Source organism: Thermotoga caldifontis AZM44c09 (assembly GCF_000828655.1).
Taxonomy (GTDB): domain Bacteria; phylum Thermotogota; class Thermotogae; order Thermotogales; family DSM-5069; genus Pseudothermotoga_A; species Pseudothermotoga_A caldifontis.
This window is the reverse complement of sequence record NZ_AP014509.1, coordinates 855959-882346: the sequence shown is the minus strand read 5'-3', so window position 1 is coordinate 882346 and position 26388 is coordinate 855959. Positions and strand designations below refer to the sequence as shown.

Genomic DNA, 26388 nt, shown 5'->3' with positions numbered 1-26388 from the left:
AATGGAACAGCTTCTCTCGATCCTCGAAGAAGAGGATAGTTTTTTGCTGGAAATTGATCGCCAGCTCGGGCTGTGCGAAGCTTCCTTTCTGAACAGAGACACCTCTCAGATCGAAGAAGTGCTCGTTCGACTGGAAGATCTCCTCGAGCAGTTTTACAGGCTCGAAGAAGAGCGCCGTAACCTTTTCGAGAAAGTCAAGAGAGAGAAGGGACTGAACGAGAGCCTCAGTTTTTTTGACTTCTGCCAACAGGATCCTTCCTTGATGCAAGCGCTGTTCAGAGTCGTCGATCGCCTCAAAGACCTCTCACACAGGATCGACAGGCTTCGCAGTCTATCGGAGTTCCACCAGGCCTATTTCGACTTCTTGAGAAAACTTTTAAGCCCATCTTCCTTCCCCACCTACGATTCGAAGGCCCGCCTCGGAACACAGCAACAAAGAAATTTCAAGGCCGAAGGTTGAAGACCAGCCTTTTCTGCCGATAAGAGCTTAGGAGAGGAACGAACCTCGAAAGAAAAATTAAGCAGGTGATGGAATGGCCAATCTGAGCCTGTTTGGAACTCTGAACACCGCTTTGCTCGGTGTTTATACGCACAAACTGGCGATGAACGTCGTTGGCCACAACATAGCCAACGCCAACACCGATGGCTATTCGCGCCAGCGTCCCGTGATCGAACCAACCCCGCCGATACCACTCACGACGTTGACACAACCATCGATCCCTCTCATGCTCGGGACAGGTTCACAGGTGAAGAACATAGAACGCGTGAGGGACATGTTTCTGGACCTCCAGTTCCGGCAGGTCTCGGGCAGGTACAGCTACTGGAACAGCGTTTTTTCGAACCTGCACTTCTTCGAACAACTGCTCGCAGAGCCAGGAAACAGCGGCATAAGGAACCTGTACGATGCGTTCGCACTTTCCTTCGAAGAGGTCATGACTGACCCGCTGAACGTCGCCGCGAAGAGACAGATCGTGTCGCGTGCCGAAGAGCTTGTCAACGGGATAAAAGATCTCTACGGCAGACTCGAACAGTTGCGTGAGGATATAAACAAAGAGATCCTCCTCCTTGCGGACAAGATAAACCAGCTGGTTTCCAGGCTGAGGCAGATAAACGAGCAGGTGCGCATCGCCATCGCTCTGAAGACCACACCGAACGATCTGCTCGACGAAAGGGACAGAATACTGGATGAGCTTGCAAGTTATGGAAACATAAGCTACAGGGAAACGGAGGACGGCCAGACGATATTGATGTTCGGCGATCAGATCGTGCTGTCTGGATCGGTGCAGAATCCTGTCAGGGCCTTGGAGCGACCTTACGGCAAAGGATTCTACGAACTGTTCGTGGGTCTGACGAAGGTGAACCTGCTCGACGGGAAAGTGAAAGCGCTCATAGATCTGAGAGATTCTATAATCGTCAAGTACATGCTCTATCTGGACGAATTCGCACTCAACTTGACAGACAAACTCAACCTCATACACCGTTCTGGTTTCGACGCCGCTGGAAAGACGACGAACTTGAATTTCTTCACTCTGAATCCTGCTTTGGAGACCAACGATCCTGCAATTTTCAGGATCGCTGGAAGCAGAAGAATGCTGGCCGGACCGATCTACGCCGCCACCGGCATGAACAATCGAAGCGAAGACGAGATAAGAAGCACCGTACTCACACAGGCCGGCAGGTTGTACTTCTTCGACGGAAATTCCCTGGACCAACTCGATGTCTCCGCTGGAACGACGGTGGACGATCTGCTCGGCATGGGTTGGCCAAGCTGGCTGAGGTTGAACGTGGGAACACACCAGTCGACGCCGTCTTCTTCCGCGTACAGATTGTATTTCGAGAGCGATGTGAATCTGAACGAAACGCTGATCATCGATGCGAACTCGAACGTTTTGAAGACCCTTGGCTTCGAAACACAGCAAAGAACGTTCGTGACCTTCAGCGATCTTTCCAAACTGTCTGAAGGCACGTACACGCTCACGTTCAATGAGACTCTGAGCGATGGATCGAAGGTCAGAGAAACGTTGAATCTCTCGATCGGTCCAGGTACGACGCTCGAAACGATAAGAGACCAGGTAAACTCTCAGCTCACCAACATAAAGGCGTTGCTTCTGAACGACACGCTCGTGCTCGTTCCGATGAAGGATTTGGAGTTCGACTGGAGCAGGGTGCAGATCGAGGACGAGCTCGGCTTTCTGACACGGGTGAAAGCAGAGAACAAAACGTTCGATGTTCTCAAGCCGTCGGCGACCCTCGAAAACATCTTCAGAGGCTCGTTGAACTTCGACCCATCGACGGGTTATCAACTGTACATAGGTAACACGCCGATACACATAGATCCCACCGTGGACACGCTGGAAACCTTGGTGGAGAAGATCAACCAGGCCGGTACGGGTGTGATCGCCGATCTCACTCCAAAGAACGAGTTCGTTCTGCGCGCGGGAAGAAGCTTCGAGTTCGATTTGAGAAGCTTCAACATCACAGGTCCGAAGGGACTCTTCGAAGCACTGGGCTTCGTCGACACAGACGGTGATCCAACGAGCTTCAGTGCGGACTGGAACGAAGAATACACGCTCATATCGCGGAGCGATGATTTCAGCAGCCTGCGTGTGAGACTGAACGTGAGCGAACTGTTCACGATCAACAAGAGGGAACGTACCGAGCCTTTCTATTTCGTTCCGAGCTGGGACGTTTCGAGCGCACTGAAAGCCAACGCCGAGGTGCTCGCAATCGACGGTGGGAAGGCTTTATTCAACGACAACTGGAACGCTCTGTCTTTCCAGCCTGTTGGTTCGAACAACGTGGACATCATCAGGTACTTACGGGATGCCAGGTACGCGAAGTTGCTCTCAGATGGAAAAGAAAGCTTCTTCGAGTACTTCGGAGGAGTCATCGCAGAGCTCGGTGTGGAATCGGAGACGGCTCAGAAGATGAGAGACAACAGCGAGACTCTCAAACTGGAAATAGATCAGGAGCGTGAACGTGTCAAAGGAGTTTCGCTCGATGAGGAGATGGCGAACATGATCAAATACCAGCACGCGTTCGCCGCGGCGGCACGCGTGATCACGGCGGTGGACGAAATGATCGGCAGGGTGATAGACAAGCTCGGAGTGGTGGGCAGGTGATAGCATGAGAGTGACGGACAGGATGACCAGCGACAGGGTTCTGTACAACATTCAGAGGACGATCGGAGAAATCGCGAAGTTGCACGATCAGATCTCTTCCGGGACGAAGGTGAGGTATCCCAGCGACGATGCCGTGCTGGCCACCAGATCTTCGAACTTGGACAGCAGGTTGCGGGAGCTTCAACAGTACGAACGCAACGTCAACTACGTGCAGAGCGTGGTGAAAGGTTACGATACAGCGATCCAGCAGGTCAGCGAGCTTTACCAGAGATTGAGGGAACTCCTCGTTCAGGCCGCGAACGGAACGCTCACAGCTGATCAAAGAAACGCCATCGCCCGAGAGGTGGAACAGATCAAACAGCAGCTGATCCAGATTGCAAACACGCAGGTTGGTTCAGACTACATCTTCGCAGGTCTCGCCGGCAGTGAACCTCCGGTGAGCGAAGATGGGAAGATAACGGTGAAACCGGAGGCTCTGAAGGGCAGAACCACGGTGGTACTCGGTTATCCTCTGGAATACGGCATCAGTGTCAAGGATCTGTTCGTCACGGAGGGCAACCAGAGCGTCTTCGAATTGATAGAGATGTCCATCAAAGCGCTCGAGAGAAACGATCAGAGGTTCATCAGCGAGGTGGCACTCGCAGGTGTGAACTATCTTGAAAAGTCCGTATCGGAGAACCTCGCGAAGGTCGGAGCCGTACAGAGGGTCGTTGAAGCCGCCGCTAACAGGATCACGGATTTGAACAGTTTCATGACGGAACACATCTCAAAAGAGCGGGACGTGGACATCAGTGAAGCGGTGACAAAACTTTCGATGAAACAGGCGGTGCTGAACGCGGCGTTGAAATCGGCCGCGAATCTTCTAAGGAGCACGCTCGTTGACTACATCTCTTAGAGGTGAGAGGATGTTGTGCGAAACGAAGGTCGGAGAAGTGGAAGTGAGTGAATCGAAGATATTGCTGTTCGAAAAAGGCATACCCGGTTTCGAACATCTGCGCAAGTTCACCATAGTCGAGTTGCCAGAAACGAAGCCTTTCCGCTGGCTCGTTTCGCTCGAAGATGCCAACGTGGCGTTACCAATCGTGAGTCCGTGGCTCGTCAGGGTGGATTATTCTTTCGAGCTGAGCGAGGCCGACAGGATGGAATTGAAGATCGAAGATCCTGATGAGATAGAAGTGTGGGTCGTGGTGACGATACCTGCCGGTGCTCCTCAGGAAGCGACGGTGAACCTCTTCGCACCGATCGTGATAAACAGGAAGCTGAACCTCGGCAAGCAGGTACTCCTCGAGGGAAGCGAGTACAAACTGAAACACAGAATCGATGAAGAAATCAGCAGGAGCAACGAGATTTTGAAGAGAACACAGAAGGAGTGATTCTCGTGCTCGTCTTCTCCAGAAAAGCTGGTGAGAGTTTCATCATCGGTGACGAGATCGAGGTGGTGGTACTCAAGATAGAAGGCTCTGAGGTCAAAATAGGTATCTCCGCACCGAAGCATGTTAAAATATACAGGACGGAGATATACAAAAGGATCGTGGAGGAGAATTTGAAGGCTTCGGGTGCCAGCGTCGACTCGCTGAAGGGGGTAAGGCTGATTGATCAAGATAGACGAGGATCTGATACGACACCTTGAAAACCTTGCGAGGCTGCAGCTGACTGAAGAACAGCGCAGATCGATCGAGAAAGATATGAAAGAAATACTCGCCTACATGGAGCTGCTGAACGAGGTGGATGTGAGTCAGGTCGAGCCCATGTACACGCCGATCGAATCGAACGCAGAGCTCAGGGCGGACGAAGTCAAACTTTTCGAGGACGTTGAGGCGATAAGATCGAACTTTCCAAAAAGGAGAGACGGGCACATCGTCGTGCCTGGAATACACGCTTGAACTGGAAGGAAGCTGAGGAGAACGCCGCGAGGTATTTGAAGAAGAAAGGCTACAGAATCATCGATCGAAACTACAGGACACGTTTTGGAGAGATAGACATAATAGCGAGGTACGGTGAGTACCTCGTTTTTGTTGAAGTTAAGAGCGGTAAGAGCGAGTATTTTCCTCGAACGCGTGTCGATTTAGAGAAAGTCAAAAAGATGGAACTGGCGATCAACGAATACTTGATGAAGTGCAGGACCAGCTTCAAAGCGCTGCGTATCGACGTGATCGAAGTGACCGAGAAGGGTATCGAGCACATCGAAGGAGTGCAGCTGTGAGGAGGTTTCGGTGTGGAACTGATAGCCGTGAACAAGAAGGCGAGAGATTATGAAATTCTTGAGACCTTCGAAGCGGGTATAGAACTGAAAGGTACGGAAGTGAAATCTTTGAGGGAGAGGAACGTTTCCTTCAAAGATTCTTTTTGCCGCATCAAGGATGGGGAAGTCTATTTGTTGAACCTGCACATCAGCCCGTACAGGCACGCGAGCCACTTCAACCACGACCCTGAAAGGCCAAGGAAGCTGTTGCTTCACAAGCGCGAAATAAAAAGGCTCGCCGGAAAACTGAGCACGGGTGGTTTCACGCTGATACCCACGAAACTCTACTTCAACGACAAGGGTATCGCGAAGGTCGAGATAGCGCTCGCAAAAGGTAAGAAGAAATATGACAAGCGTGAAGAAATAAAGGAAAGAGAGATCCAGAGGAAAATAAAGGAATACATGAAATACAGGGGGCGATAAGCCCTTGCAGCTTTTCGTTGACAAAGAAAGCGCCTACACCAGGCTCGACAAATTCCTCAGAAAACAGTTGAAGAACGTCCCGTTGTCCGAAATATACAAGCTTCTCAGAACGGGAAAGGTGAGCGTGAACGAAAGAACCGTTAAAGATCCCGCCTACGAACTCGAACCTGGTGACACGGTCGAAGTGGACGAAGATCTGTCCAAATATTCCCGCCAGGTCACGGTGGTTAAACCTGTGCCCCTCAAGCTGGACATCATATACGAAGATGAAGACGTGCTCGCTCTGAACAAAAAAGCCGGTATCGCGCTGCATCCTGGAGACAGAACCGTCGGCACCACGCTCATTCACGGTCTCATGTTCTACGGCAAACAGAAAGGTTTCACACCCCATCTGGTGCACCGTCTGGACAGGGACACTTCCGGAGTCCTCGTGGTCGCTAAGAATTCCAGGACGGCGAGGATACTCAGTCACATGTTCAGAGAAAGGCTCGTCGATAAAGAATATCTCGCCCTCGTGGCGGGACAGCTCCGCGGGCATGGAAAGATCGATCTTCCCATCGATGGGCTCGAAGCCGTCACCGAATACATCGTCCTGGAGAACTTCGATCGGGCCACCCTCGTTCGTGTGATCCTCCACACGGGAAGAACGCACCAGATCAGGAAACACTTCGCGGCGCTGGGAAATCCCGTTGTCGGGGATACAGTTTATGGAGATAGAACTGCCAATCGCTATTTCCGCGATAACTTCGGATTGAGAAGACAGTTTTTGCACTGCCTCAGAATAAGTTTCATGCATCCAGCCAAGCCGGAAAGGTTGAATCTGAAGGCTCCCCTACCTGAAGAGCTCGAAGAAGTGCTCGAAAGGTTGAGAGCATGAAATGGATTTTGATTCTTCTCATCTTACCGCTTCATTGTCTGGCGGCGGAGTTGCTCATCAACACTTACGACATGACGGCTCATCTGTTCCTGGATGGTCAGCGGGTGCAGTTCAAGGTGTCGTGCCCTTCGAACATGTGCTTGACGGACGAATTCATTGACGTGTACGAACCGGTTCGTTTGATCGTCGATTACATCCCCTTGCCGAACGTACCGCTCCTCGTGAGCAGGAAGGGCCTCACTTTAGGAACAAAGAACGCAGACATAGTGGTACCCGAAGAAGTCTTCGGACTGCTCTTCAACTCTGTCAGATCGGGTCGAACGATCAGTCTGACCGTCGACAGATACCCCATAGAAATTTACCCAGACAGGATCAAAGTTCTTGAACCTGTCGAAAAAAGAAAGATCGAACTTTTCCTCAGCCACTTCTTCGAGAAAGTCCCTCCCGTTGCAGGTCCGGGAGAATACAGTCTGAAGGAAGAAATCTCCTACCAGCTCGCCGTTTCGTACTTTCCAGGTCTCGGCGGGGTCGTCATGGCGATCTTTGAGGGCGAACCTGTTCAATTGACGTTCGTTCACAACGGCGTTCAGAGGAAGGATCTGTGCATGGCGTTGCCACCAGGAACGCACAGTGTCGAGATCGTTTCATCCGGTAGTACGACCGAGCTGAAGCTTGATTTTCCAGAGCAGACGGTGCGTTTTGAACAAGCCCAGATAGAACTGGGTTCAAGAAACGAAAAAACGTTGAAGTTTCTCTCCGGATTGTTGTCAACTGGTTCTTTTTCCTACCCCGGCAGATACGTAGCGCTCGAACAACTCAGTAACGAACTGATCGTTCACGATCTGACTGTGAAAGACTCAACGCCCCCAGAGCTCGTCATGAATACAAAACTGATCGATTCCATGTGTCACGTACAGCTGCAGGTGGAAGACGCTTCACCGTACGAGACGTTCCTGTATCTGAATGGGGAAAGATTGCCGGTGGAACGCAGCGCTGTGCTGAAGCTGGAATCAGCCCGGAACACTCTGATCGGCGAGGCACGGGACGCTTTCGGGAACGTAACCTACAGGGTACTCGTATTAGAAAGAATGCAGGACTTTCTGGTGTTCACTGAGGAAAGAACCATCAGCGTTGGTGGTTTCAAATTCCTCTCACCCTACTTGAAGTGGCAGATATTCGATTCAGCCAGCTACGAGGTGAAGGTGAATGAAAAAACTCTCCGCATTGAAAAGGGCCGCTGAGCTGATCTTTGTCATCTCAGCTTTACTGTGTCTCGCCATCTTCGTACCGAGTCGGCTCGTGAGCGACAGAAAAGATATGGCCTACACCGTCGGCGTTTCGATCGATGAAGATAGGATACTGCTTCCATCTGGTCAGATCGTGTACGTGATAGATCCGGGTGAACCCATAGAAAACTACATGCTGTACGTCACGTTCAGAGGAGATTTCAGCGCGTACGATCCGAAAATTTACGCGGAACAGGCCGATCTTCACAAGGTCTGGATCGGCATGCTCGAGTTCAACGAAAGTACCGAATTCGTGAGAAGAGTGGTTTCGTTGAGAGAGCAACCCGAAAAGTTCTTCAGGATACACACGATTCGGCAGGAAGAAGTCGAAAAGATGCAACTGACCGATTCGATGATCTATTACAGGCTCAGAAGGGCTATCCTGGAGCGCAGCATCGACATGATCTGGATCCAGCCACTTGAAGGAATCGATGTGAAAAAAATTCTTGGAAGGATAGAACGTGAGTTTGGAAAGCCCAAAGACGTTCCCTCACCGAACAGCGGAGCTTTTCAGTTTCGCTGGTTGGCCTTCCTGTGTTTAGTCCTTCTGGTGTTCTCCCGAAAACCCTTGCTTGGAATCGTATCGGCACCGCTCTGGTTCTGGAACCAATCTTTGGCCGTGTCGATCGTGTCGATACTCGCGACGATCCTTCTGTACTCTCACGAAAAGAAGAAGTTCTTACCCCTGCTTTACCTGCTACTCGGGCTACTCACGAACGCTGCACTTTGTGATTTCTGGCACGCGAACGATCTGAGCCTGTACAGGGGTGTGAAGCTCTCTCTTTCGCTGTTGCCGGCTTTCGTGCTCTTGAAGAACGTCATCAAAGAATGGAGATGGCTGAAGAAGTATTGGCCGTTTGGGCTGGTTCTGCTGATACTTGCAGGATTTTACTACATTTCCCGCTCCGGTAACACCGCTTTCGTTGCTTACTTTGAAAGACAGCTCCGCGATGTGCTGGAAGGCCTGCTCTGGGTGAGACCGAGGTTCAAGGAGATCGTGGGTTATCCCGCCTTCGCCTTCTGGCTGGTTTTCCCAGAATTCAAATGGTCCTTCGTCTTCGAAATTCTTGCGAGCATCGCGCTCGTCTCGACCTTCAACACGTTCTGTCACATAAAAACTCCTCTGATGGTTTCTCTGTACAGGTCCATCTTCTCGATCGCGGTGGGTTACGTTGCTCTGTTCGTGATTCAAAAGGTGAGGAAACGTGCGATTCGACGTGTATGATCCAGCTTTTTTGACGAGGCTGAAGATTCTGCAGACCAGAAGACAGAACCAGGTTCAGTACTTGCGACGGCTCGAAACCGATGAAGGAGCCGGCATTCTTTTCATTCAGAATTCGCTGGGTCAAATCAGATCCGCTCAGCCTTGCCACCATACGTTGCTCTCTCTCCGCCAGCTCGTTTACGGTAGGGGCACATTGATCGAAAGGTTGAAGCGATTTTCAAGGTCGACCAACTTGCCCGAGATTGCTGGGCTCGAACCGTTCTTCTGGTTGAATCCGAAGAGGTATCCTCCGCCATCGGACGAACTGATCCAGCTCATCGAAGATACAGCCGTCGAAACTTTCGTGAAAAAAGCGAGACAGCTACTTCTGGATTCAAAACTGGAAGATTTCCTCGAGCTTCAGGCGGCGGTGATGAAGGGTGGCGGTGAGGGTATCGAATGGCTCATCGAACAGATCAACTCGGTTCGAGTGACGCACATCGGTGATGTGGAAGTGCTCGCCGAACTCTTCAGGGAACTCGACGAGATCTCGAGGCGTGAGATCCTTTCGAAGTTGAGGTGCCATCCCTACGTCAGGGCAGTGCTGGTTAGAAAGATCGTTCGACCGGTGGTTCTCGATGGAAGCAACATCGCGAGGTTGAGGGGAAAACTCAGCGACATAGATTTCGTGCTTGAGCGACTTGCGAGTTTTGAGGAGTTCTATTATCCTTATTATCTGGTCTTCGACAGGAACATCAGATACATCTTCAACGAAGACAGTGAGTGGTTCTACGCAGAAAGAACGTACTTCCACTCTCCTGCGGACGAACTCATACTGTCCATAGCACTTGAAAAGAACGCGATCGTGGTGAGCAACGACAGGTTCGAGGAGTGGAACAGCAAGATCGACAGAATAGATCTGGGGAGGTTCTTCCAGTGAAGCTCTCGGATTTCGATTACTATCTGCCGGAAGAGTTGATCGCTCAGGTTCCCGTAGAACCGAGGGACAGTTCGAGACTGATGGTAGTTCGTAGAGACACCGGGTCGATAGAGCACCGGATCTTCCGCGACATCGTGGAGTATTTGAAGCCGGGCGACGTGCTGGTGCTGAACAACAGCAAGGTGATCCCGGCAAGGTTGTTCGGTCACATCGACGAAAAACAGATCGAGATTCTGCTGGTTCAAAGAGTCGGCGAAAAAACCTGGAAGTGCCTGGTGAGACCGGCCAGGAAGTTCAAACCAGGCGTGCTCGCACATTTGAGCAGCGGTATCGTGGCGAAATGTCTGGACAGATGTGAAGAAGGCATGCGGTTGATCGAGTTCAACGTGGACGACGAAGAGCTGCTGAAGGTCGGCGAAGCACCGATTCCACCGTACGTTAAGACGAAGATACCACTCGAAAGGTACCAGACCGTTTACGCGAAGGTGGCAGGTTCGATAGCGGCTCCCACTGCCGGTTTTCACTTCACGGAAACTTTGCTCGAAAAGATCCGCTCGATGGGCGTGCAAACGGTCGAGTTGACACTGCACGTGGGTATTGGGACCTTCAGACCGGTGAAGGTTGAGAACATAGAACAGCACAGGATGCACGCCGAAAGGTATTCGATACCTCCTAAGGTTGTTGAAATCATAAGACAGGCCAAATCGCAGGGACACAGAATCATCGCGGTGGGCACGACCGTGGTACGAACACTCGAAAGTTTTGCGAGGACCAACCTGACCGAAGGCGAGACCGACCTGTTCATCTATCCGCCGTTCGAATTCAAGATCGTGGACGCACTCATCACGAACTTTCATTTGCCACGTTCAACTCTGTTGATGCTGGTCTGTGCCTTCGCAGGACATCAGCTCATCATGAACGCGTACCAGGAAGCGGTGAAACAACGTTACAGGTTCTATTCTTTCGGCGACGCCATGTTCATACTGTGACGCAGAGTGTATAGTAACGTTGGGGAATGAGCGATGAAGCTAAAACTCGACCTCACAAGGGATTTTTCGAGCAAGGAGCTCTTTTTCAAGTTCGTCGAACTTCCGGTCGGACAGCTCGCGCAGTTCTTGCAGGACTTTTTCCCATACATCAGCCTCGATCTGGAAGATACGGAAAGTGAATCACCACTCGTCGAAAGACTACTGTCGGGAGAAAAGTCTCTTCAGGAAGAGCTCATGGACGCCATCGCGTTGCTCCGTCTCGACGAACGGCAGGAGCCGGTGGCAGAGTACATCGTCTACAACCTGGACGAGCGTGGAAATCTGCTGGTAGACGAGAAGGAAATCTGTGAGAAGTTCTCCATCAGTTTGGAAGAACTTGAGAAACTGCTTGAAGCCATCAAGGACGTTGGTCCTGAAGGATTGTTCGAAGGATCGGTTTCTGGTTTTGGAAGAAGTGCTACTTACGTGCAACCCGATGTGGTGATCCGAGAAGATCTATCGGTGCACGTCAAAGAGCTCGCGGTCTCTTCGGGTGGTAGTGATAAGAGGCAGGAGAAAATCTTTCTGTACATCAACGAACTCCTTCAACACAGAAAAGAGATCATGTTCTGCCTTGGAAACATGATCGTCAGGAAGAACGTGGATTTCCTGCTGGGTAGATCAGTTTATCCAAACAAGACGAAGTTTGTCGATGCCGCGGAAGAATTGGGATTGCACGTTTCAACCGTCTCAAAGGCCGTTTCGCAGAAGTACGTGAAAACGCCCTCTGGAATTTTTCCCATGCACACCTTTTTTGGCAGAAACATCGAGGTGAAGTTCTTTCTGCCGTTGCTGTACGAACTCTTGAAGGAAAACCCTCGTGCGAGTGATGAAAAGCTGAGAATCTTGCTTCGGGAACGTGGTATCGAGGTGAGCAGACGCACGGTGAACAAGTACAGAAACCTGCTGGGAGGACTGTCCCGTGAAAGTGGCGATGTTCTTAAACGGCGATTGTGAAGACCTTGGAAGCGTAGATCTTGCAGAGTACGATCTGATCATCGCGGTGGATGGTGGGGCGAAAAGGCTTTTGAGTGCGGGTGTGGTGCCCGACATGTTCGTCGGAGATGGAGACTCTTTGGAAGAATCAGATCTGGACAAATTGAAGAGTCTGGGGTGCGAGGTGTTTCTGTTTCCGAAGGAGAAAGACGAGATAGACACCGAACTCGCACTGAGGAAGGCCGTCGAAAGAGGGGCCGAATCCGTAGACATATTCTGCTGGATGGGAGACAGACTGGACATGCTGCTCGCACTGATGTATCTGATGGGCTCTTTCGACGTCCAGATCACAGCTAAGAGCGAGCAGTTGATCGTCGGTGTGGTTTCGAGCGAAGCCGAACTGGAGGCAAACGTGAACGAGAAATGGTCCATAGTCCCGATCGCAGGAGACGCGGAGGGTGTAACGCTGAGAGGCTTCAAATACGAGATCACTCGAAAGAACATGCCGTGCGATCATCCTTACGGGATCAGCAACGTCGCAGTCTCATCGAAGGTTAGAATAGCCGTTGAACGTGGAAAGGTGGCCTACTTCAGATGGCTGAAAGAACCATCGTGATCGTGGGCATGACGGGATCGATAGGCACCCAGGCGCTCGAGGTGATCGACAAGATCAAAAATTTTCGGATAATTGCAGGAACGTACCACACGAACGTGGAATCGGCCCAAAAACTCGCGAAGAAATACAACGTTCCAAAGCTGATATGCACGGCCGAAGGTTACGAGGAACTCGAGAGCTTTCTTGAACGAGAAAAACCTGATGTGACATTGGTTTGCATCCCGGGCTTCGTGAGTCTCCCCATCACTCTGAAAGCCCTGGAAACCTCAAGGAGAGTTTTGCTGGCGAGCAAAGAAGCACTCGTGTGTGGTGGCTGGCTCGTCAGGCAGACGAAAGAAAAAACTTCCTGCGAGCTCATACCACTCGACAGCGAACACAGCGCCGTGATGCAGCTCTACGAACCTTCCATCGAGAAGGTTCTTTTGACATCATCCGGCGGCGCTCTGAGAGACTGGAAACTGGAGGAACTCGATCGTGCAAAACCGTCAGACGTGCTGAAACATCCGGTGTGGAAGATGGGTAAGAGGATAACGGTCGATTCCGCGACGATGGTCAACAAAGGTTTTGAAGTGCTCGAAGCCTGTGAACTCTTCCAGCTCGGGGCGAGTCAGATAGAGGTGCTGATCCACAGAGAGGGTCTGGTCCATGCGGCGGTGTTCCTGAGGGACGGAACGATCAAAATGCACCTCGGTTTTCCAGACATGAGAGTTCCGATCGCCTACGGATTAACATACCCAGAAAGACTTTACCAGCAGGAAAGTTGGCCAGATCTGCGGCAAACGCAGTTGAAGTTCGAGCAGGTCGATAGAAACCGATATCCTGCTTTTTATCTCGCTTACGAAATCGAGAAAGACTACGCTAAAAGGACCGCTTACAACGCGGCCGACGAGGTGTGCGTGGACGCGTTTCTCGAAGGTCGGATCAAATTCACGGACATCGCGAAGATCATCGAAAGGGTGATCGAGAAGGTAGAAGGCAACGTGAGGGATCTATCAGATCTGAAGGACGTGGATGAAGCGAGTAGAAGGATTGCAGAAGAGGTGATCGAATGGCTGTCGTGTACTTTTTGATCATATTCATGGCCGTGGTCGTCGTGCACGAACTGGGACACTTCGCGTTTGCAAGGTTCTTCAAAGTGGACGTGCTGGAATTCGCGATCGGGTACGGTCCAAAGATCTACCAGAAGAAGTTCAAGAGAACGACTTTCAGAATAAACGTGTTCCCTCTCGGTGGGTACGTCCGGCTCGCCGGCGAGGATCCCACCGAGGCGACAGGAGAAGCTGGCAGTCTCTACTCGAAGCCCGCATGGCAGAGGCTTCTGATCTTCCTCGCAGGACCTGTTTTTTCGATACTCGCAGGTTATGTACTGTTCTTATTCATCGTTACTCTGTGGGGTGTACCGGCAGTGACGGTAGCTTACGTCGAGCCCGGAAAACCCGCTTACGAAGCGGGGCTCAGGGATGGGGATGTGATACTGAAAATCAACGGCAGAAGGGTTTATGACAACTACACCGTGAGTCAGATCATAAGAAGAGGGCTTCCGGTGGAGTTAACTGTCCTCAGAAACGATGAAAAGTTGAACATAAGGGCAGTACCGAAGATGTTTGAAGAATCGCACTTCATTCTGCTGAGAGATGTGGACGGAGAATTTCAGATCGGAGCGAGAATAGAAAACGTATCGGGGAGATCTTTGAGCCCTGCGCAGCTCAACAGTCTTTTGGAAAGTTACGTATCGGTTGAAACAACGAACGGTACCGTGAAGGGTCTGCTCAAGCAGTACCAGTACGAACCGGCCAAGTACGCACTCGGTTTTTACTTTGCCACGGTGTCGAACGTTCTCAGAAAAGACTTCGAACCTTTCAGGAAAGGGGACGTGCTCTTTCGGGTCGAAAACGTCACGGTGAACAACAACGTCGATCTCTCGAGGATCTATCAGCTCGCACTGGCGCAGGATGGCGGTGCTTACATAGAAACTCAGGGTGATCTGATCGTCTGGGCCAGCCGGGGCTTTGGGAGCGAAGTGACCGTCGGTCTGCTCAGGGATGGTCAACAGGTCCAGTTGAAGGTCCCCACAGCGCTGGTCAAAAACCTTCTGGAAACGCCGGGCGTGTTCGAATCGAAAACGGCCAACCTCAGACCAAAAGATCCGCTCGAGACGATAGCCGTTGCCGTGGACAGGTGCAACAACGTTTTGATCACGATGTACAGATCGCTTCTCGGAATGCTACGTGGCACAGAAACGGGTGGAATCGTGGGACCGGTGGGACTGGTGGCGTTCATCGGCGAGACAGCGAAGGTGGGTTTAGAACCGGTGCTGACACTCGTTGCACTGATCACGATGAGCCTTGGCATATTCAACCTGTTGCCACTCCCGGCGCTGGACGGTGGAAGGATCGTGTTTTCCCTCATCGAACTGGTGAGCAGGAGGAAGGTCAGGCCAGAAGTGGAAAATCTGATACACTTCATAGGCTTTCTGTTGCTCGTAGCACTGATGATCTTCGTTACCTTCAGTGACATAGGAAGGTTGATCGGGCGATGAGCAGGATCGTGCGTGTGGGTAACGTCTTCATTGGGCAAGGCTATCCAGTTTCGATCCAGTCCATGACGAACACGAAAACCGTCGATGTGGATGCGACCGTCCGACAGATCAGGGAACTGGCCGCCGCGGGTTGTGAGATAGTGAGGGTCGCCGTGGCAGACTTTGAAAGTGCAAGAGCCATAAGGAAGATCAAGGAAGTTCTCGATCTGAACGTTCCGATCGTGGCGGACGTTCATTACGATCATCGTCTCGCTATAGAAGCGATCAAGAATGGGGCAGACAAGGTTCGAATAAATCCTGGCAACATAGGTCAGGACTGGAAAGTGAAGGAACTCGTCGAGGTGGCGAGAGAGTATTCGGTGCCGATCAGGGTCGGGGCGAACAGTGGCTCGTTGAGGAAAGATTTCGAACAGAAGTACGATCGGATCACGGCACTGGCCGAGTCGGCACTCTACGAAGTGCGGCTGCTCGAGAAGTTCGGCTTCTACGACATCGTTGTCTCGGTCAAGAGTACGGACGTTCTTGAAACCATCAAAGCCAACGAGTACGTTGCCTCGAAAGTGGATTATCCCTTGCACATCGGACTGACCGAGGCTGGGGTCGGTGAAACGGCGATCATAAAGTCTGCCATCGCTATAGGGCACCTGTTGCTCAAAGGAATAGGTAACACGATAAGAGTTTCCATCGCGGGGGATCCGATCAAAGAAGTGATCGTGGCACGGAAGATCCTCGCCTCGATCGGTCTGAGAAAGTTCGGCCAGGTGATCGCGTGTCCCACGTGTGCCAGGTGTGAAATAGATGTGGAACAGATCGCCAGATCGATCGAACCCATCGTGGAAAAAACAGATCTCACAGTCGCAGTGATGGGCTGTGTGGTCAACGGAATCGGTGAGGGAAGACACGCCGATGTAGGTGTTGCTGGTACTAAAAATGGAGCAGTCATATTCAAATCCGGAACGATCGTAAAGACCGTTCCGCGAGAAAAGATCGTAGAGGAACTGATCAAGCTCATCGAACACACTCGATCAGTTCCTCAGTGAGCAAATTTTCCGAGACTGTGGTACTCTGAAGGAACGATCATTTGATCTGTATGACTCCCGTTTGACCGTCGTTCTCGTTGTAGCCAAACAGGTCCATGGTCTGGTACCTGTTGACCACGATCAAACCCGGTGTGTAGTGTTTCAGCGTGAAAGTTTGCTGCTTCGGTGCGTATTCGGGCAATGCCCATCCCCCAACTTCCCACTGCCAGCACGTGTTGTCGAACGCGAAGTGGGTGATTTCCACGGGGCTGTCTGACAGGGCCGCAACGGTGAGTCGAGTTCCCCGGGCCACGGTCCTGCAGAATCCAGGCACCTCGATCGGGTTTGACCAGCTCGTAGATTTTGGGAACACGATCACACCGAGCCGTCCATCGTTCTCTTTTCCGATGATCAGTGCGAGTTTGTCGTAGCGACCCAGCATCATCATGAACATTTCGTAGTGCGGGACTCTGTACCTCTTCGTCTTCGCAGCGTAACTTGGAGCGGCCCAGCCACCGACTTCGTCGTGGGTGTATCTGCCTTCAACCCACATACCCACCTCAACCGGCTGGCCCAGCGAAGTGACCACGAACTCGTTGACCTGAAGCTCGATCCTCGCAACCTTAGGAATCTCAAAGCTGCTGAACGAACCACCTTTCAGAAGCGTGTATCCAACCTGTCCGTCGTTTTCCCTCAGAAACACAGCGTAGATGTTCTCATATCTGGCGAGTAAGAGCAGGCAGGTCCGATAGTGCGGTAAAGGTAAATACTTTGGATTCGCGGCAAATTCAGCTTGAGCCCAGCCACCAACTTCGGTTTTGAAGAAGCAGCTGCCATCCCAGGGAGGATTGAAGTTCGAACCTTTCATGACGAAGTTGGTGGAAGGCTGCCCGGGTGTTCCACTACCATCCATCATCAGATAGGAAACCTCCACGGGCATACTGCGATCGAGCGCCAGGATTTCGATGACGAAGTCTGTTGGGTATGGATACTGAGCGAACTTGTTGTCGAGTACACTCAATCTGACCCAGCCGTCGTCGATGATCGTGATCTGTGCGTAGAACAATACCGCGAAGCTCAAAACCACCACTGAATAAACCTTTTTCATCATCCCTGTTCCCCCCTTGAAGTTTTTCGTCGAACATCCTACAGTGAACACATTAGAAATCCATTAGAAATCTGATGGTGCTTCAACAGCTTCCCTCAGGATCGTGCGAGTAAGATCACTTGACATGAGCTGTGTAAAGGTGATAAACTCTCCACGAAGGTCCTTTAATTTGCCCCAGCGAGGGCAAAAAGGAGGTCAGATCATGGTTGACACTTCCCTCACTGTGGCCCACCAGCAAGTGCGTGGCGTCAAGTTTTTCTTACTCTCCCTCCAGCATTTCGTAGCCATGTTCGGCGCAACGGTACTCGTCCCATTGTTGACCGGTCTTGATCCGCTCGTCGCACTCTTCACGGCGGGTGCTGGAACGCTGCTGTTTCATACCATTACAGGTGGTATCGTTCCAGTGTTCCTCGGTTCAAGCTTCGCCTTCATCGCACCTGTGATCATGGTGAAGGAACAAATGAATGATCTGGCTTACGCCACCGGTGGAATATTCGCTGCCGGTTTAGTCTACTTGCTCTTCGCATTGCTGGTGTGGCTGGTGGGCATCGAGAAAGTTAACAGGCTGTTTCCACCCGTCGTGACCGGTCCCATGATCGTCGTCATAGGCTTAACCCTCAGTCCCGTGGCGATCCAGATGGCGAGCCAGAACTGGTTTGTGGCGATGGTGGTCGTCGTCACGGTCATACTCACCTCCGTCCTGCTGAAAGGCTTCTGGAGCATGATACCTGTGCTGTTCGGTGTGCTCGCTGGTTACGCTGTATCCCTGCCACTGGGCCTGGTCGATCTTTCACCCATCCAGCAGAGCAGCTGGTTGAGTGTGCCAAAGTTCATGCTTCCAAAGTTCAGCTGGTCGGCCATAGCAACGATAGCTCCCGTATCGATCGCAACAGTGATGGAACACATCGGTGATATCACAACGAATGGAGCCGTTGTTGGCAGGAACTTTTTCGAAAAACCTGGGCTTCACAGGACTTTGATCGGTGACGGACTCGCCACCTCGCTGGCAGGCTTGCTCGGTGGTCCTGCAAACACGACTTACAGTGAAAACACCGGTGTACTCGCGCTCACGGGGGTTTATGATCCGAGAGTGTTGAGGGGTGCGGCCTTCTTGGCGATGCTGGTAGCTTTTCTATCCAAATTTGGAGCAGTTCTCCGCACGATTCCAACCCCTGTCATAGGCGGCATCAGTTTGATCCTGTTCGGAATGATCGCCTCGGTGGGTATAAGGACCTTGATCAACGCACAGGTGGACTTCTCGAAGCCAAAGAATCTCCTCGTAGCCTCCCTGATTCTCACCGTCGGTATCGGTGGAGCCACACTGAAGGTTGGACACGTCGAATTCAAGGGTCTCAGTCTCGCGGCGATGGTTGGGATCATCGCCAACCTCCTGATCCCGGAAAAGAAAGACTGAACCTCTTCCAAATTCCAAACAGCGGGGCCTGTCCCCGCTTTTTTTATTGTAGAATTTACCTTAGACGTTGATGGAGGCGATGCACCAGTGAACATCAAGAGGGCGTTGATCAGTGTCTGGGACAAGAGAAGGGTCGCCGAATTCGCGAAGGCTTTGAGTGAGCGGAAAGTTGAGATCTTCGCGACTTCCGGCACGGCTGCGTACCTCCGCTCGTGCGGAGTGAACGCCAAAGAAATCAGTGAGATAACAGGCTTTTCAGAAATGCTTCAGGGAAACGTGAAAACGATCCATCCGAAGATATTCGCCGCGGTCCTGATGAATTTGTTCGAAGAAGACTATCTTCGACTTTTGAAAGAAATGAACATCGAGCCTTTCGACCTCGTTGCGGTCAATCTGAGGCCCTTCCAGCTCGACGACAGCCTCGATGAAGAAAGAATACTGAAGAGTATAGACGTCGGTGGTGTTGCACTGTTGAGGGCGGCCGCGAAGAACTACAGGAACGTTGTGACGCTGTGCGATCCGGAAGATTACGACGCAGTGATAGAATCCATAGACAGATGCGGTGACGTCGAACTTCAGAAACGTAGGTTACTGTGTGTCAAAGCCTTTCTGACCTGTCAGAAGTACGACGAGAGCGTGATCAGAGTCCTGTGCGATCTGTTCGCGGTCGATCCCGAACAACTCAAAAGGAATTGGATATGAGGAAGAGTCTCGAGCTGTTACTCGGAACGATCTTTCCAAACAGTTGTGTTCTGTGTGGCAGAGCGATAGCACCGTTCTCCGTCATCTGTGACGAGTGCGAACACGAACTTTTGCAGGGGCCGATACCACTGGTTGAAAAAACGAAATGGTGCGAGGTTCATTTCTACGGTAGGTACGATTCGAAACTGAGGAAGGCCATCTTAGCCTACAAGAACGAAGGCCACTGGAGACTGCGCAGAATCCTCGCGAAGATGTTGATAGCTACGATGGAGAGGTACAAAATCCCCTGCGACCGTCTGACCTGGGTTCCCTCCAGTTTCAGGGCTCTCGAAGAGAGAGGGTACGACACCATGGGAACGATTGCGAAGATTGTCGGCAGATCTATCCACTTAGAGTGCGCTTCCCTGATCGAATCGACAGCCTCATCGACGAAGAGAGGCTTAACGAGACAGCAGAGGAAAGAGAGCGTTCGTGGTGCTTTCAGACTGAAGGGAAAGCCAGAAGGCGTGATAGCCCTGATAGACGATGTGTACACCACGGGTGCCACCATGAACGAATGTGCGAGACTGTTACTTGAGGCGGGCGCACAGAAAATCGTCGCCTACTGCATCGCCAGGGCTTGAGGAGGTGAAGGTATGTCGCTGAAACTCAGCATAGTTCTGCTCGTGGTGGTGTTTCTGATCGCGGGCGTTCTGACGGTTACGGTGACGAACCTGCTCATGATCAGAGAAAAGCTCCTCGGTTACGCTGAAGGAGAGATGCTTCAAAAGGTGGAAAAGGAAGCGATCAGACTGGACAACTGGTTCAAAGAAAGGTTCATCACGCTTCAAGGTATAGCCCCGAATCTGGAAAATCTCTTTTTGTTCTTCGACACGAACATGATAGACATGAGTCTGCGTTCCTACACTGAGAACCTTCAGAAACTTGGTTTCACAGGGCAAATACTCATCAGCGCGGATGGAAAAACGTTCACGCTGGACGTTCAACCTGATTTGGATTTATCGAAGCAAAAGTTTTTCGAAGAAACGATGAAAGGGAACCTTTACTTACAAAGTGTGACTTTCAGGGGCCAGAGGGGCTACGTCTTTTCCGTGCCGGTGATCAGTTACTCGCAGGAGATCGTCGGTGTCTACGCTGCCTTCATGCCACAGAAGGAATTGGACGAGATCGTTCTCAACATAAAGCACGGCAAAGAGGGCTACGCGTTCATGGTGGACGGAGAATCTGTCGTCCTGTCACACCCGAACGCGGATCTACTGGGGAAGAAATTGAGAGAGGTGGACGAGAATCTGAGGATCATCGAGGAAAAGATCGCGAACAGAGAAACAACAACCGTGAATTACACCTTCCAGTCTGAGAGAAAGCTCGCCGCGATCACGAACGTTCCCAGCGTTGGCTGGTCGCTCTGCTTGACGATTCCAAGGAAAGAGATTGAAGCCGTCTTTCAGAACACGATCGTGATGAACGCGAGCGTGGCGGCCATCGTTTCCATAGTCGCGGTCATCGTGGCCATCTTTTTCGCCAGATCTATCACCCAGCCGATCGTGAACCTTTCAAACGTGGCTCAAAGAGTCGCTGAGGGTGATCTCTCCCAGTCTGTACAGCTCAAGCGTGCTGGAGCTGAAATCACTCAGCTTTCGAACGCCTTTTCGATCTTGACGAAGAGCTTGAAAGACAGTATAATGAACACCAAAAAGATAGAGGAAAGAATGAACCTGCTGAGTGAACAAATAGAAAAAGATTCATCTGCAGCGAGAACCGCGTCTGAAGAGGCAAGAGCGATTTCGGAAGAAGTGAGCAGGATCGTCAGCAACGTCAATCAACTGGTTCATCAAGTGGACATGGGTGCGAGGGAGATCGCCTCGGGGAGCGAGCAGACGTCCAAGAACGCACTTGTACTGTCTGAAAGTTTCGAAAAACTCAGAAAATCATCGAAAGCCGTTGAACAAGTTGTGAACAAGCTGATCGAATCTGTGGAATCCATGGTTCAGCAGCAACACTCCGTGAGGCGGTCCATACAGGAACTTGCCAGTTTCACTGGAAAGATCGAAGAAGTGATAGGTACAATTTACTCTATCGCAGAACAGACGAACCTTCTGGCGCTCAACGCAGCCATCGAGGCCGCGAGGGCTGGAGAAGCAGGTAGAGGTTTCGCGGTGGTCGCTGAAGAAGTGAGGAAGCTCGCCGAACAGAGCAGGACCTCTACAAAGCAGATAGAAGACTTTTTAGTGAGCATCAGATCACAGGTGCAGACGATGCTCGAGCAGGAAGAGGAGATCGTTAAGAGAACGAGCGAGAGCAGCGCCCTGATCGGTGAAAGTTTGAGGACCATCGCGGGTATGGTTGAAGACATAGAAAGAGTTGCCACGATGTCGAGTGAGCTTGCCGCGGTGAGTCAGGAACAGAACGCGGCGGTTGAAGAAATCAACGCTGCGATCGAGAGGATTGTGAAAGAAATTGACAGAGTTTCGAGTGATATCGATAAACTCTCGAAGGGAGTTGCGGAACAGTCTGAACGTGTTCAAAACCTGTCGAACAGCTTGCAGGAACTCACGAGCGTCTTTGAAGAGCTGAGGCAGGTCTTCTCGAGGTACAGGGTATGAGCGACGGTGAGAGGTAAGGTCTTTCTAATCGTCATTTTGACCTTTCTTACCATAGCACTCGTGATCTTTCGTACCTCTACGCAAAGGTTGAAGCTGTTCTGTGAAGAACCTTTGAAAAGCGTGGTGGTCAAAATTCTTGAAGAACGACGCGTAGCGTACGAATTCTCCGAGCCACGGGAAGCGGATCTGGTCGTTAGAATGAATCAAGTCGTTTACAAAGGTATGGTCTATCACCTCGAATGGGAAGAGAGAATCAACAAGAGGATCGAAGAGTTGATCCTGCTTCACTTTCCTGGGGCGAGCATAAAGTCTTCATCTGCAGGATTTCTGAGCAAATCGTACGAAGTTGCCTTTCAGGACTCAACTCATAAGATTGAACTGAGGGTCGCAGGCGATGATGCGCTGGCTGGTATGATAGAATCTATTTTGAGTCAGCGTAACGATTATTTTGAAAACGGCTTTTTACTCGCACCGATTGAAGCAACTTTCGATGGACAAAAGATATTCACTTACGATCCCAGGGCTGAACAGGTTTTCTTCGAAAAAACGGGAGGGAGCTGAGTGGACAGCATTCTGACCGTCAAAAATCTGTCGACATACTTCTACATGGAGGAAGGCATCGTTGCCGCAGTTGACGACGTCAGCTTCGAGCTCAGACCCCAAGAAGTGCTCGGCATAGTCGGTGAAACTGGTTCTGGTAAGAGCGTCACGGTCAAATCGATCATGCGTCTGATAAAACCCCCGGGAAAGATAGTGAGCGGGCAGGTCATTTACAAAGGGCAGGACATACTCAAGCTCGACGAGAAAGAGATGTACAACATACGCGGTAAAGAAATCAGCATGGTTTTCCAGGATCCCATGACCTCTTTGAACCCTCTGTTCACCATCGGCGATCAGCTGATGGAAACGATCATGCAGCATCAAAAGGTCTCCAGGGAAGAAGCTTACAAAAGAGCCGTCGAAATGCTCAGACTCGTTCAGATACCAGAACCCGAAAAGAGAATGAAGGCTTATCCGTTCGAGTTCAGCGGTGGAATGAGGCAGCGCGTCGTCATCGCCATAGCACTCAGTTGCAATCCGAGCATACTCATAGCGGACGAACCAACCACCGCTCTCGACGTCACCATACAGGCCCAGATACTCGAGCTCATGAGACAGCTGCAGGAGACTCTAAAAATGGCCATGATCTTCATCACACACGACCTCGGCGTGATCGCTTCGATGGCGCACCGCATCATCGTCATGTACGGTGGAAAACAGATGGAAGAAGGGTCTGCCGAGGACATCTTCTACAATCCGGTACATCCTTACACGAACATGTTGCTGAGAAGCATCCCAAGGGTCGATAAGAAGATCGAAAGGCTCGAACCGATACCCGGTCAACCACCGCGCATGATAGATATACCCAAAGTCTGTCCTTTCCTGCCACGCTGTCCGAGATCGATCGACGAATGTTCCAAGCGGATCCCAGACATGATCGAAGTGTCACCCGGTCATCGCGTGAGATGCTTCAATCCTGTCGAGGGTGGTGTGTGACGTGGCTGAGAACAGCGTACTCATTAAAGTCGTCGGGTTGAAGAAGTATTTCCCGATAAAACAGGGCTTCTTCATAAAAAGAACGGTGGCTCATGTCAAAGCGGTGGACAGTGTAGATTTTGAAATCAAAAAAGGCGAAACCTTTGCCCTGGTGGGTGAATCTGGATGCGGTAAGACCACGGTGGGCCGCACCATACTGAGACTGATCGATCCGACCGAAGGACAGATCTTCTTCGACGGAACAGACATCTCGAAACTCAGCTACAGAGAACTGCTGCCCTTCAGAAGGAGAATGCAGATCGTCTTTCAAGATCCCATGAGCTCACTGAATCCCAGAATGACAGTTGGTCAGATCGTCACCGAACCGATGCTCTTCCATGGAGTCGTGAAGACGAAGCAGGAAGCTTACGAGAAAGCGAAAGAATTGATGGAAATGGTCGGCTTGAAAACGTTCCATCTGGACAGATATCCGCACCAGTTCAGCGGCGGACAGCGCCAAAGAATAGCCATAGCGCGTGCCATAGCGATACAACCAGAATTCCTCGTGTTGGATGAACCCACCTCTTCTCTCGATGTTTCCGTGCAGGCTCAGATCATAAACATGTTCCTGGATTTTCAGGAGAGATTCCATTTCAGCTATTTGTTCATATCACACAACCTTGGCCTGGTGAGGTTCATAAGTCATAGAGTTGCTATAATGTATCTTGGCAGGATAGTGGAGATGGGTGATTCGGAAGAGATATTCTCACAGCCCCTCCATCCTTACAGTAAAGCACTGCTCTCAGCCACGCCGGTACCCGATCCAAAAGTTGAGAGGGCCAGAAAGAGGATCATCCTGACCGGGGGTGTACCGAGTCCCATAAACAGACCGAGCGGTTGCTTCTTCAACCCGAGGTGTCCTTTCAAGGTCGAAATCTGTGAAAAAGAATATCCTCAACTGATACAGGTCTCAAATAACCACTGGGTGGCATGCCACCTGGTGAAGTGAGGGGGTGTAAGTGTGAAGAGGTTCTTACTTGTTGCGGTACTGCTTGCAGCCGTGGCGATCTTCGCAGCAGAGAAGTACGTCTGGTTCGATGAAAAAACACCGTACCTTGGTTCAGACGCCGCCGGAAAGTATGGAGGTAGGATCGTAGTTGCGACACTGAGTGGTCCAAGAACGATGAACTACACCGTTGCGAAAGAAACCAGCTCGACCGATGTCATCGCACTGTTCATGGGATACGGTGGAACACTGGTGGAACTCGACAACTACGCAAGGCTTCATCCGGCCATCGCCAAGCGCTGCGAAGTTGAGCTCACAGACGAAGGCAAGATGATCGTCACCTTCTGGCTGAGGGAAGGCATCAGGTGGTCGGATGGACATCCATTCACTGCCGACGATTTCGTGTTCACAGTGAACGACGTTTACTGCAATCCTAACATTCCCAGCAGCACTCAGGACGTCATCAAGGATTCGCAAGGAAGGCTCCCGAGGGCTGAAAAGATCGACGATTACACCGTCAGAGTGATCTACGAAGAGCCGTTCCGCCTGGCCGTCAGGTACATAGGCGGACTCTACATCTGGCCGAAACACATCGCCGAGCAGTGGGTCAAGGATGGCACGTTCCGCGAAAAATGGACCGTGGAAGCCATCAACAACAAAGAGCTGGTTGGTCTTGGACCGTTCATACCGGTAGAGTACGTACCGGACCAGTACATCAGGGCTGTGAGGAACCCATACTACTGGAAGAAAGACGCGAAAGGCAACCAGCTGCCTTACCTCGACGAGTTCGTCTTCAAGATTCTGCCAGATCTCAACGCGATCAAGCTCGCGTTCGAAAACGGCGAGATCGACATCTACGGCGTGACCGCACAGTTCTATCCAGAGATCAAAGCCAAAGCCAAAAAGAAGAACTGGGTCGTTGGAACGGGTGGCCCCACCTATGGAACCACGTTCATCACGTTCAACTGGAACCACGACGATCCTGTGAAGAGGTCATGGTTCAGGAACGAATACTTCAGAAAGGCTGTAGCGTACGCAATGGACAAAGAAGCGATGATCGACACGCTCCTTGCAGGCCTTGGAGTTGCACAGTGGGGTCCTGTCTCTGTGCTCTCACCGTTCTACAACGACGATGCTTTGAGAAAATATCCGTACGATCTGGATTACGCACGCATGATGCTGCAACTCGGAGGATTCAGCTGGGACAAAGACGGCAACTTGATAGACGCACAGGGCAACAAGGTTGAGTTCATTCTGTCCACCAACGCCGGTAACACGGTCCGCGAAGGTATGTGCAACATCATCAGAGATGAGCTCGCAAAGCTGGGCATCAAGGTCACGTTCGTCCCGCTGGACTTCAACCTGCTCGTGAACAAGATGCTCAACACCACCGACTGGGAAGCGGTCGTGATAGGGTTGACCGGTTCGGACGAACCACAGGGTGGAAGGAACGTTTGGGCTCAGAAAGGAACACTCCACTTCTGGAACTTCCATCCGGACGCAGCACCAGGAAAACAGATCAAGCCTGAGATCTACGAAGCACCCGATTGGGAACTCGAAATCGACAGAATATTCGCCGAAAACGTCAAAGTACTCGATCAGAAGAAAGTCTACGAGATGTTCTCGAGATTCCAGGAACTCGTCTCCGAGCATCTGCCTCTCATCTACACCGTGCAGCAGCTGTACCTGTACGCACACAAGGCTGACCTGAACATCATCGAACCGACCGCTTTCGGTGGAATGCTCTGGACGCTGCCTTGGATCTACTGGAAGAAGTGAACTCTGGGGGGCGCCTGCCCCCCTTTCCC

The 26388-nt window shown here is 51.3% G+C and carries 27 protein-coding genes; 26 read left to right on the top strand and 1 reads right to left on the bottom strand.

Annotation, left to right across the window (positions count from 1 at the left end; translation table 11 throughout):
• Position 1: 1 nt before the first annotated feature.
• The 18 genes from flgN (at position 2) to ispG (ending at position 16253) form a co-directional block, all read left to right on the top strand.
• On the top strand, positions 2-460 hold the full coding sequence (flgN, locus tag TSP01S_RS04420) for a flagellar export chaperone FlgN (RefSeq protein WP_041076818.1): 459 nt from the start codon (positions 2-4) through the stop codon (positions 458-460).
• 73 nt (positions 461-533) lie between these two features.
• Positions 534-3122: a flagellar hook-associated protein FlgK gene (gene flgK / locus TSP01S_RS04415; RefSeq protein WP_041076816.1), complete on the top strand. Its 2589-nt coding sequence runs from the start codon at positions 534-536 to the stop codon at positions 3120-3122.
• A gap of 4 nt (positions 3123-3126) precedes the next feature.
• Positions 3127-4017: a flagellar hook-associated protein FlgL gene (gene flgL / locus TSP01S_RS04410; protein WP_041076814.1), complete on the top strand. Its 891-nt coding sequence runs from the start codon at positions 3127-3129 to the stop codon at positions 4015-4017.
• Between the two features lie 10 nt (positions 4018-4027).
• Positions 4028-4495: a flagellar assembly protein FliW gene (gene fliW / locus TSP01S_RS04405; RefSeq protein ID WP_041076812.1), complete on the top strand. Its 468-nt coding sequence runs from the start codon at positions 4028-4030 to the stop codon at positions 4493-4495.
• A gap of 5 nt (positions 4496-4500) precedes the next feature.
• Entirely contained in the window at positions 4501-4752 is a 252-nt protein-coding gene (gene csrA, locus TSP01S_RS04400) for a carbon storage regulator CsrA (RefSeq protein WP_041078438.1), read from the top strand.
• Complete coding sequence (gatC, locus tag TSP01S_RS04395; protein WP_041076810.1) at positions 4715-5005, top strand: Asp-tRNA(Asn)/Glu-tRNA(Gln) amidotransferase subunit GatC; 291 nt, start codon at positions 4715-4717, stop codon at positions 5003-5005. The genes csrA and gatC overlap by 38 nt, the downstream gene beginning before the upstream one ends.
• Positions 5002-5325, top strand: coding sequence for a YraN family protein (locus TSP01S_RS04390; RefSeq protein ID WP_041076807.1), 324 nt, complete (start codon positions 5002-5004; stop codon positions 5323-5325). Before gatC ends, TSP01S_RS04390 begins: the two co-directional genes overlap by 4 nt.
• Before the next feature lie 12 nt (positions 5326-5337).
• Positions 5338-5787 (top strand): SsrA-binding protein SmpB, encoded by a 450-nt coding sequence (smpB, locus tag TSP01S_RS04385; protein WP_041076805.1) that lies wholly within the window; start codon positions 5338-5340, stop codon positions 5785-5787.
• A 4-nt stretch (positions 5788-5791) separates the two neighbouring features.
• Entirely contained in the window at positions 5792-6664 is an 873-nt protein-coding gene (locus TSP01S_RS04380; protein WP_041076803.1) for an RluA family pseudouridine synthase, read from the top strand.
• On the top strand, positions 6661-7905 hold the full coding sequence (locus TSP01S_RS04375) for a hypothetical protein (protein WP_041076801.1): 1245 nt from the start codon (positions 6661-6663) through the stop codon (positions 7903-7905). Before TSP01S_RS04380 ends, TSP01S_RS04375 begins: the two co-directional genes overlap by 4 nt.
• Complete coding sequence (locus TSP01S_RS04370; RefSeq protein WP_041076799.1) at positions 7871-9175, top strand: DUF5693 family protein; 1305 nt, start codon at positions 7871-7873, stop codon at positions 9173-9175. Before TSP01S_RS04375 ends, TSP01S_RS04370 begins: the two co-directional genes overlap by 35 nt.
• Positions 9156-10094, top strand: a complete 939-nt coding sequence (locus tag TSP01S_RS04365) for a hypothetical protein (protein WP_041076797.1) — start codon at positions 9156-9158, stop codon at positions 10092-10094. Before TSP01S_RS04370 ends, TSP01S_RS04365 begins: the two co-directional genes overlap by 20 nt.
• Positions 10091-11083, top strand: coding sequence for a tRNA preQ1(34) S-adenosylmethionine ribosyltransferase-isomerase QueA (queA, locus tag TSP01S_RS04360; protein WP_041076795.1), 993 nt, complete (start codon positions 10091-10093; stop codon positions 11081-11083). Before TSP01S_RS04365 ends, queA begins: the two co-directional genes overlap by 4 nt.
• Positions 11084-11116: 33 nt before the next feature.
• Positions 11117-12079 carry an RNA polymerase factor sigma-54 gene (locus TSP01S_RS10045; RefSeq protein WP_052463498.1) on the top strand — a complete coding sequence of 321 codons (963 nt, stop codon included), beginning with the start codon at positions 11117-11119 and terminating at the stop codon, positions 12077-12079.
• Entirely contained in the window at positions 12045-12674 is a 630-nt protein-coding gene (locus TSP01S_RS04350) for a thiamine diphosphokinase (protein ID WP_231848606.1), read from the top strand. The genes TSP01S_RS10045 and TSP01S_RS04350 overlap by 35 nt, the downstream gene beginning before the upstream one ends.
• Positions 12653-13744 (top strand): 1-deoxy-D-xylulose-5-phosphate reductoisomerase, encoded by a 1092-nt coding sequence (locus TSP01S_RS04345; RefSeq protein WP_041076793.1) that lies wholly within the window; start codon positions 12653-12655, stop codon positions 13742-13744. The genes TSP01S_RS04350 and TSP01S_RS04345 overlap by 22 nt, the downstream gene beginning before the upstream one ends.
• On the top strand, positions 13723-15213 hold the full coding sequence (locus TSP01S_RS04340) for a M50 family metallopeptidase (protein ID WP_041076791.1): 1491 nt from the start codon (positions 13723-13725) through the stop codon (positions 15211-15213). The genes TSP01S_RS04345 and TSP01S_RS04340 overlap by 22 nt, the downstream gene beginning before the upstream one ends.
• Positions 15210-16253: a flavodoxin-dependent (E)-4-hydroxy-3-methylbut-2-enyl-diphosphate synthase gene (gene ispG, locus TSP01S_RS04335; protein WP_041076789.1), complete on the top strand. Its 1044-nt coding sequence runs from the start codon at positions 15210-15212 to the stop codon at positions 16251-16253. Before TSP01S_RS04340 ends, ispG begins: the two co-directional genes overlap by 4 nt.
• Before the next feature lie 37 nt (positions 16254-16290).
• Here the strand turns inward: ispG and TSP01S_RS04330 are convergent, their stop codons facing one another.
• A complete protein-coding gene (locus TSP01S_RS04330; protein WP_052463497.1) occupies positions 16291-17343 on the bottom strand; it encodes a hypothetical protein in 1053 nt (350 codons plus the stop codon).
• 199 nt (positions 17344-17542) lie between these two features.
• On the opposite strand from TSP01S_RS04330, the gene TSP01S_RS04325 reads away from it, so the two are divergent.
• The 8 genes from TSP01S_RS04325 (at position 17543) to TSP01S_RS04290 (ending at position 26359) form a co-directional block, all read left to right on the top strand.
• On the top strand, positions 17543-18754 hold the full coding sequence (locus tag TSP01S_RS04325) for a uracil-xanthine permease family protein (RefSeq protein ID WP_041076787.1): 1212 nt from the start codon (positions 17543-17545) through the stop codon (positions 18752-18754).
• Between the two features lie 87 nt (positions 18755-18841).
• On the top strand, positions 18842-19456 hold the full coding sequence (locus tag TSP01S_RS04320; RefSeq protein WP_041076785.1) for an IMP cyclohydrolase: 615 nt from the start codon (positions 18842-18844) through the stop codon (positions 19454-19456).
• On the top strand, positions 19453-20079 hold the full coding sequence (locus tag TSP01S_RS04315) for a ComF family protein (RefSeq protein WP_041076783.1): 627 nt from the start codon (positions 19453-19455) through the stop codon (positions 20077-20079). Before TSP01S_RS04320 ends, TSP01S_RS04315 begins: the two co-directional genes overlap by 4 nt.
• Before the next feature lie 12 nt (positions 20080-20091).
• On the top strand, positions 20092-22059 hold the full coding sequence (locus TSP01S_RS04310; RefSeq protein WP_041076782.1) for a methyl-accepting chemotaxis protein: 1968 nt from the start codon (positions 20092-20094) through the stop codon (positions 22057-22059).
• A gap of 6 nt (positions 22060-22065) precedes the next feature.
• Positions 22066-22620, top strand: coding sequence for a hypothetical protein (locus TSP01S_RS04305; protein WP_041076780.1), 555 nt, complete (start codon positions 22066-22068; stop codon positions 22618-22620).
• Complete coding sequence (locus TSP01S_RS04300) at positions 22621-23595, top strand: ABC transporter ATP-binding protein (protein ID WP_041076778.1); 975 nt, start codon at positions 22621-22623, stop codon at positions 23593-23595.
• A gap of 1 nt (position 23596) precedes the next feature.
• Positions 23597-24583, top strand: coding sequence for an ABC transporter ATP-binding protein (locus TSP01S_RS04295; RefSeq protein ID WP_041076776.1), 987 nt, complete (start codon positions 23597-23599; stop codon positions 24581-24583).
• Between the two features lie 12 nt (positions 24584-24595).
• Positions 24596-26359 (top strand): ABC transporter substrate-binding protein, encoded by a 1764-nt coding sequence (locus TSP01S_RS04290; protein WP_041076774.1) that lies wholly within the window; start codon positions 24596-24598, stop codon positions 26357-26359.
• Positions 26360-26388 lie beyond the last annotated feature (29 nt).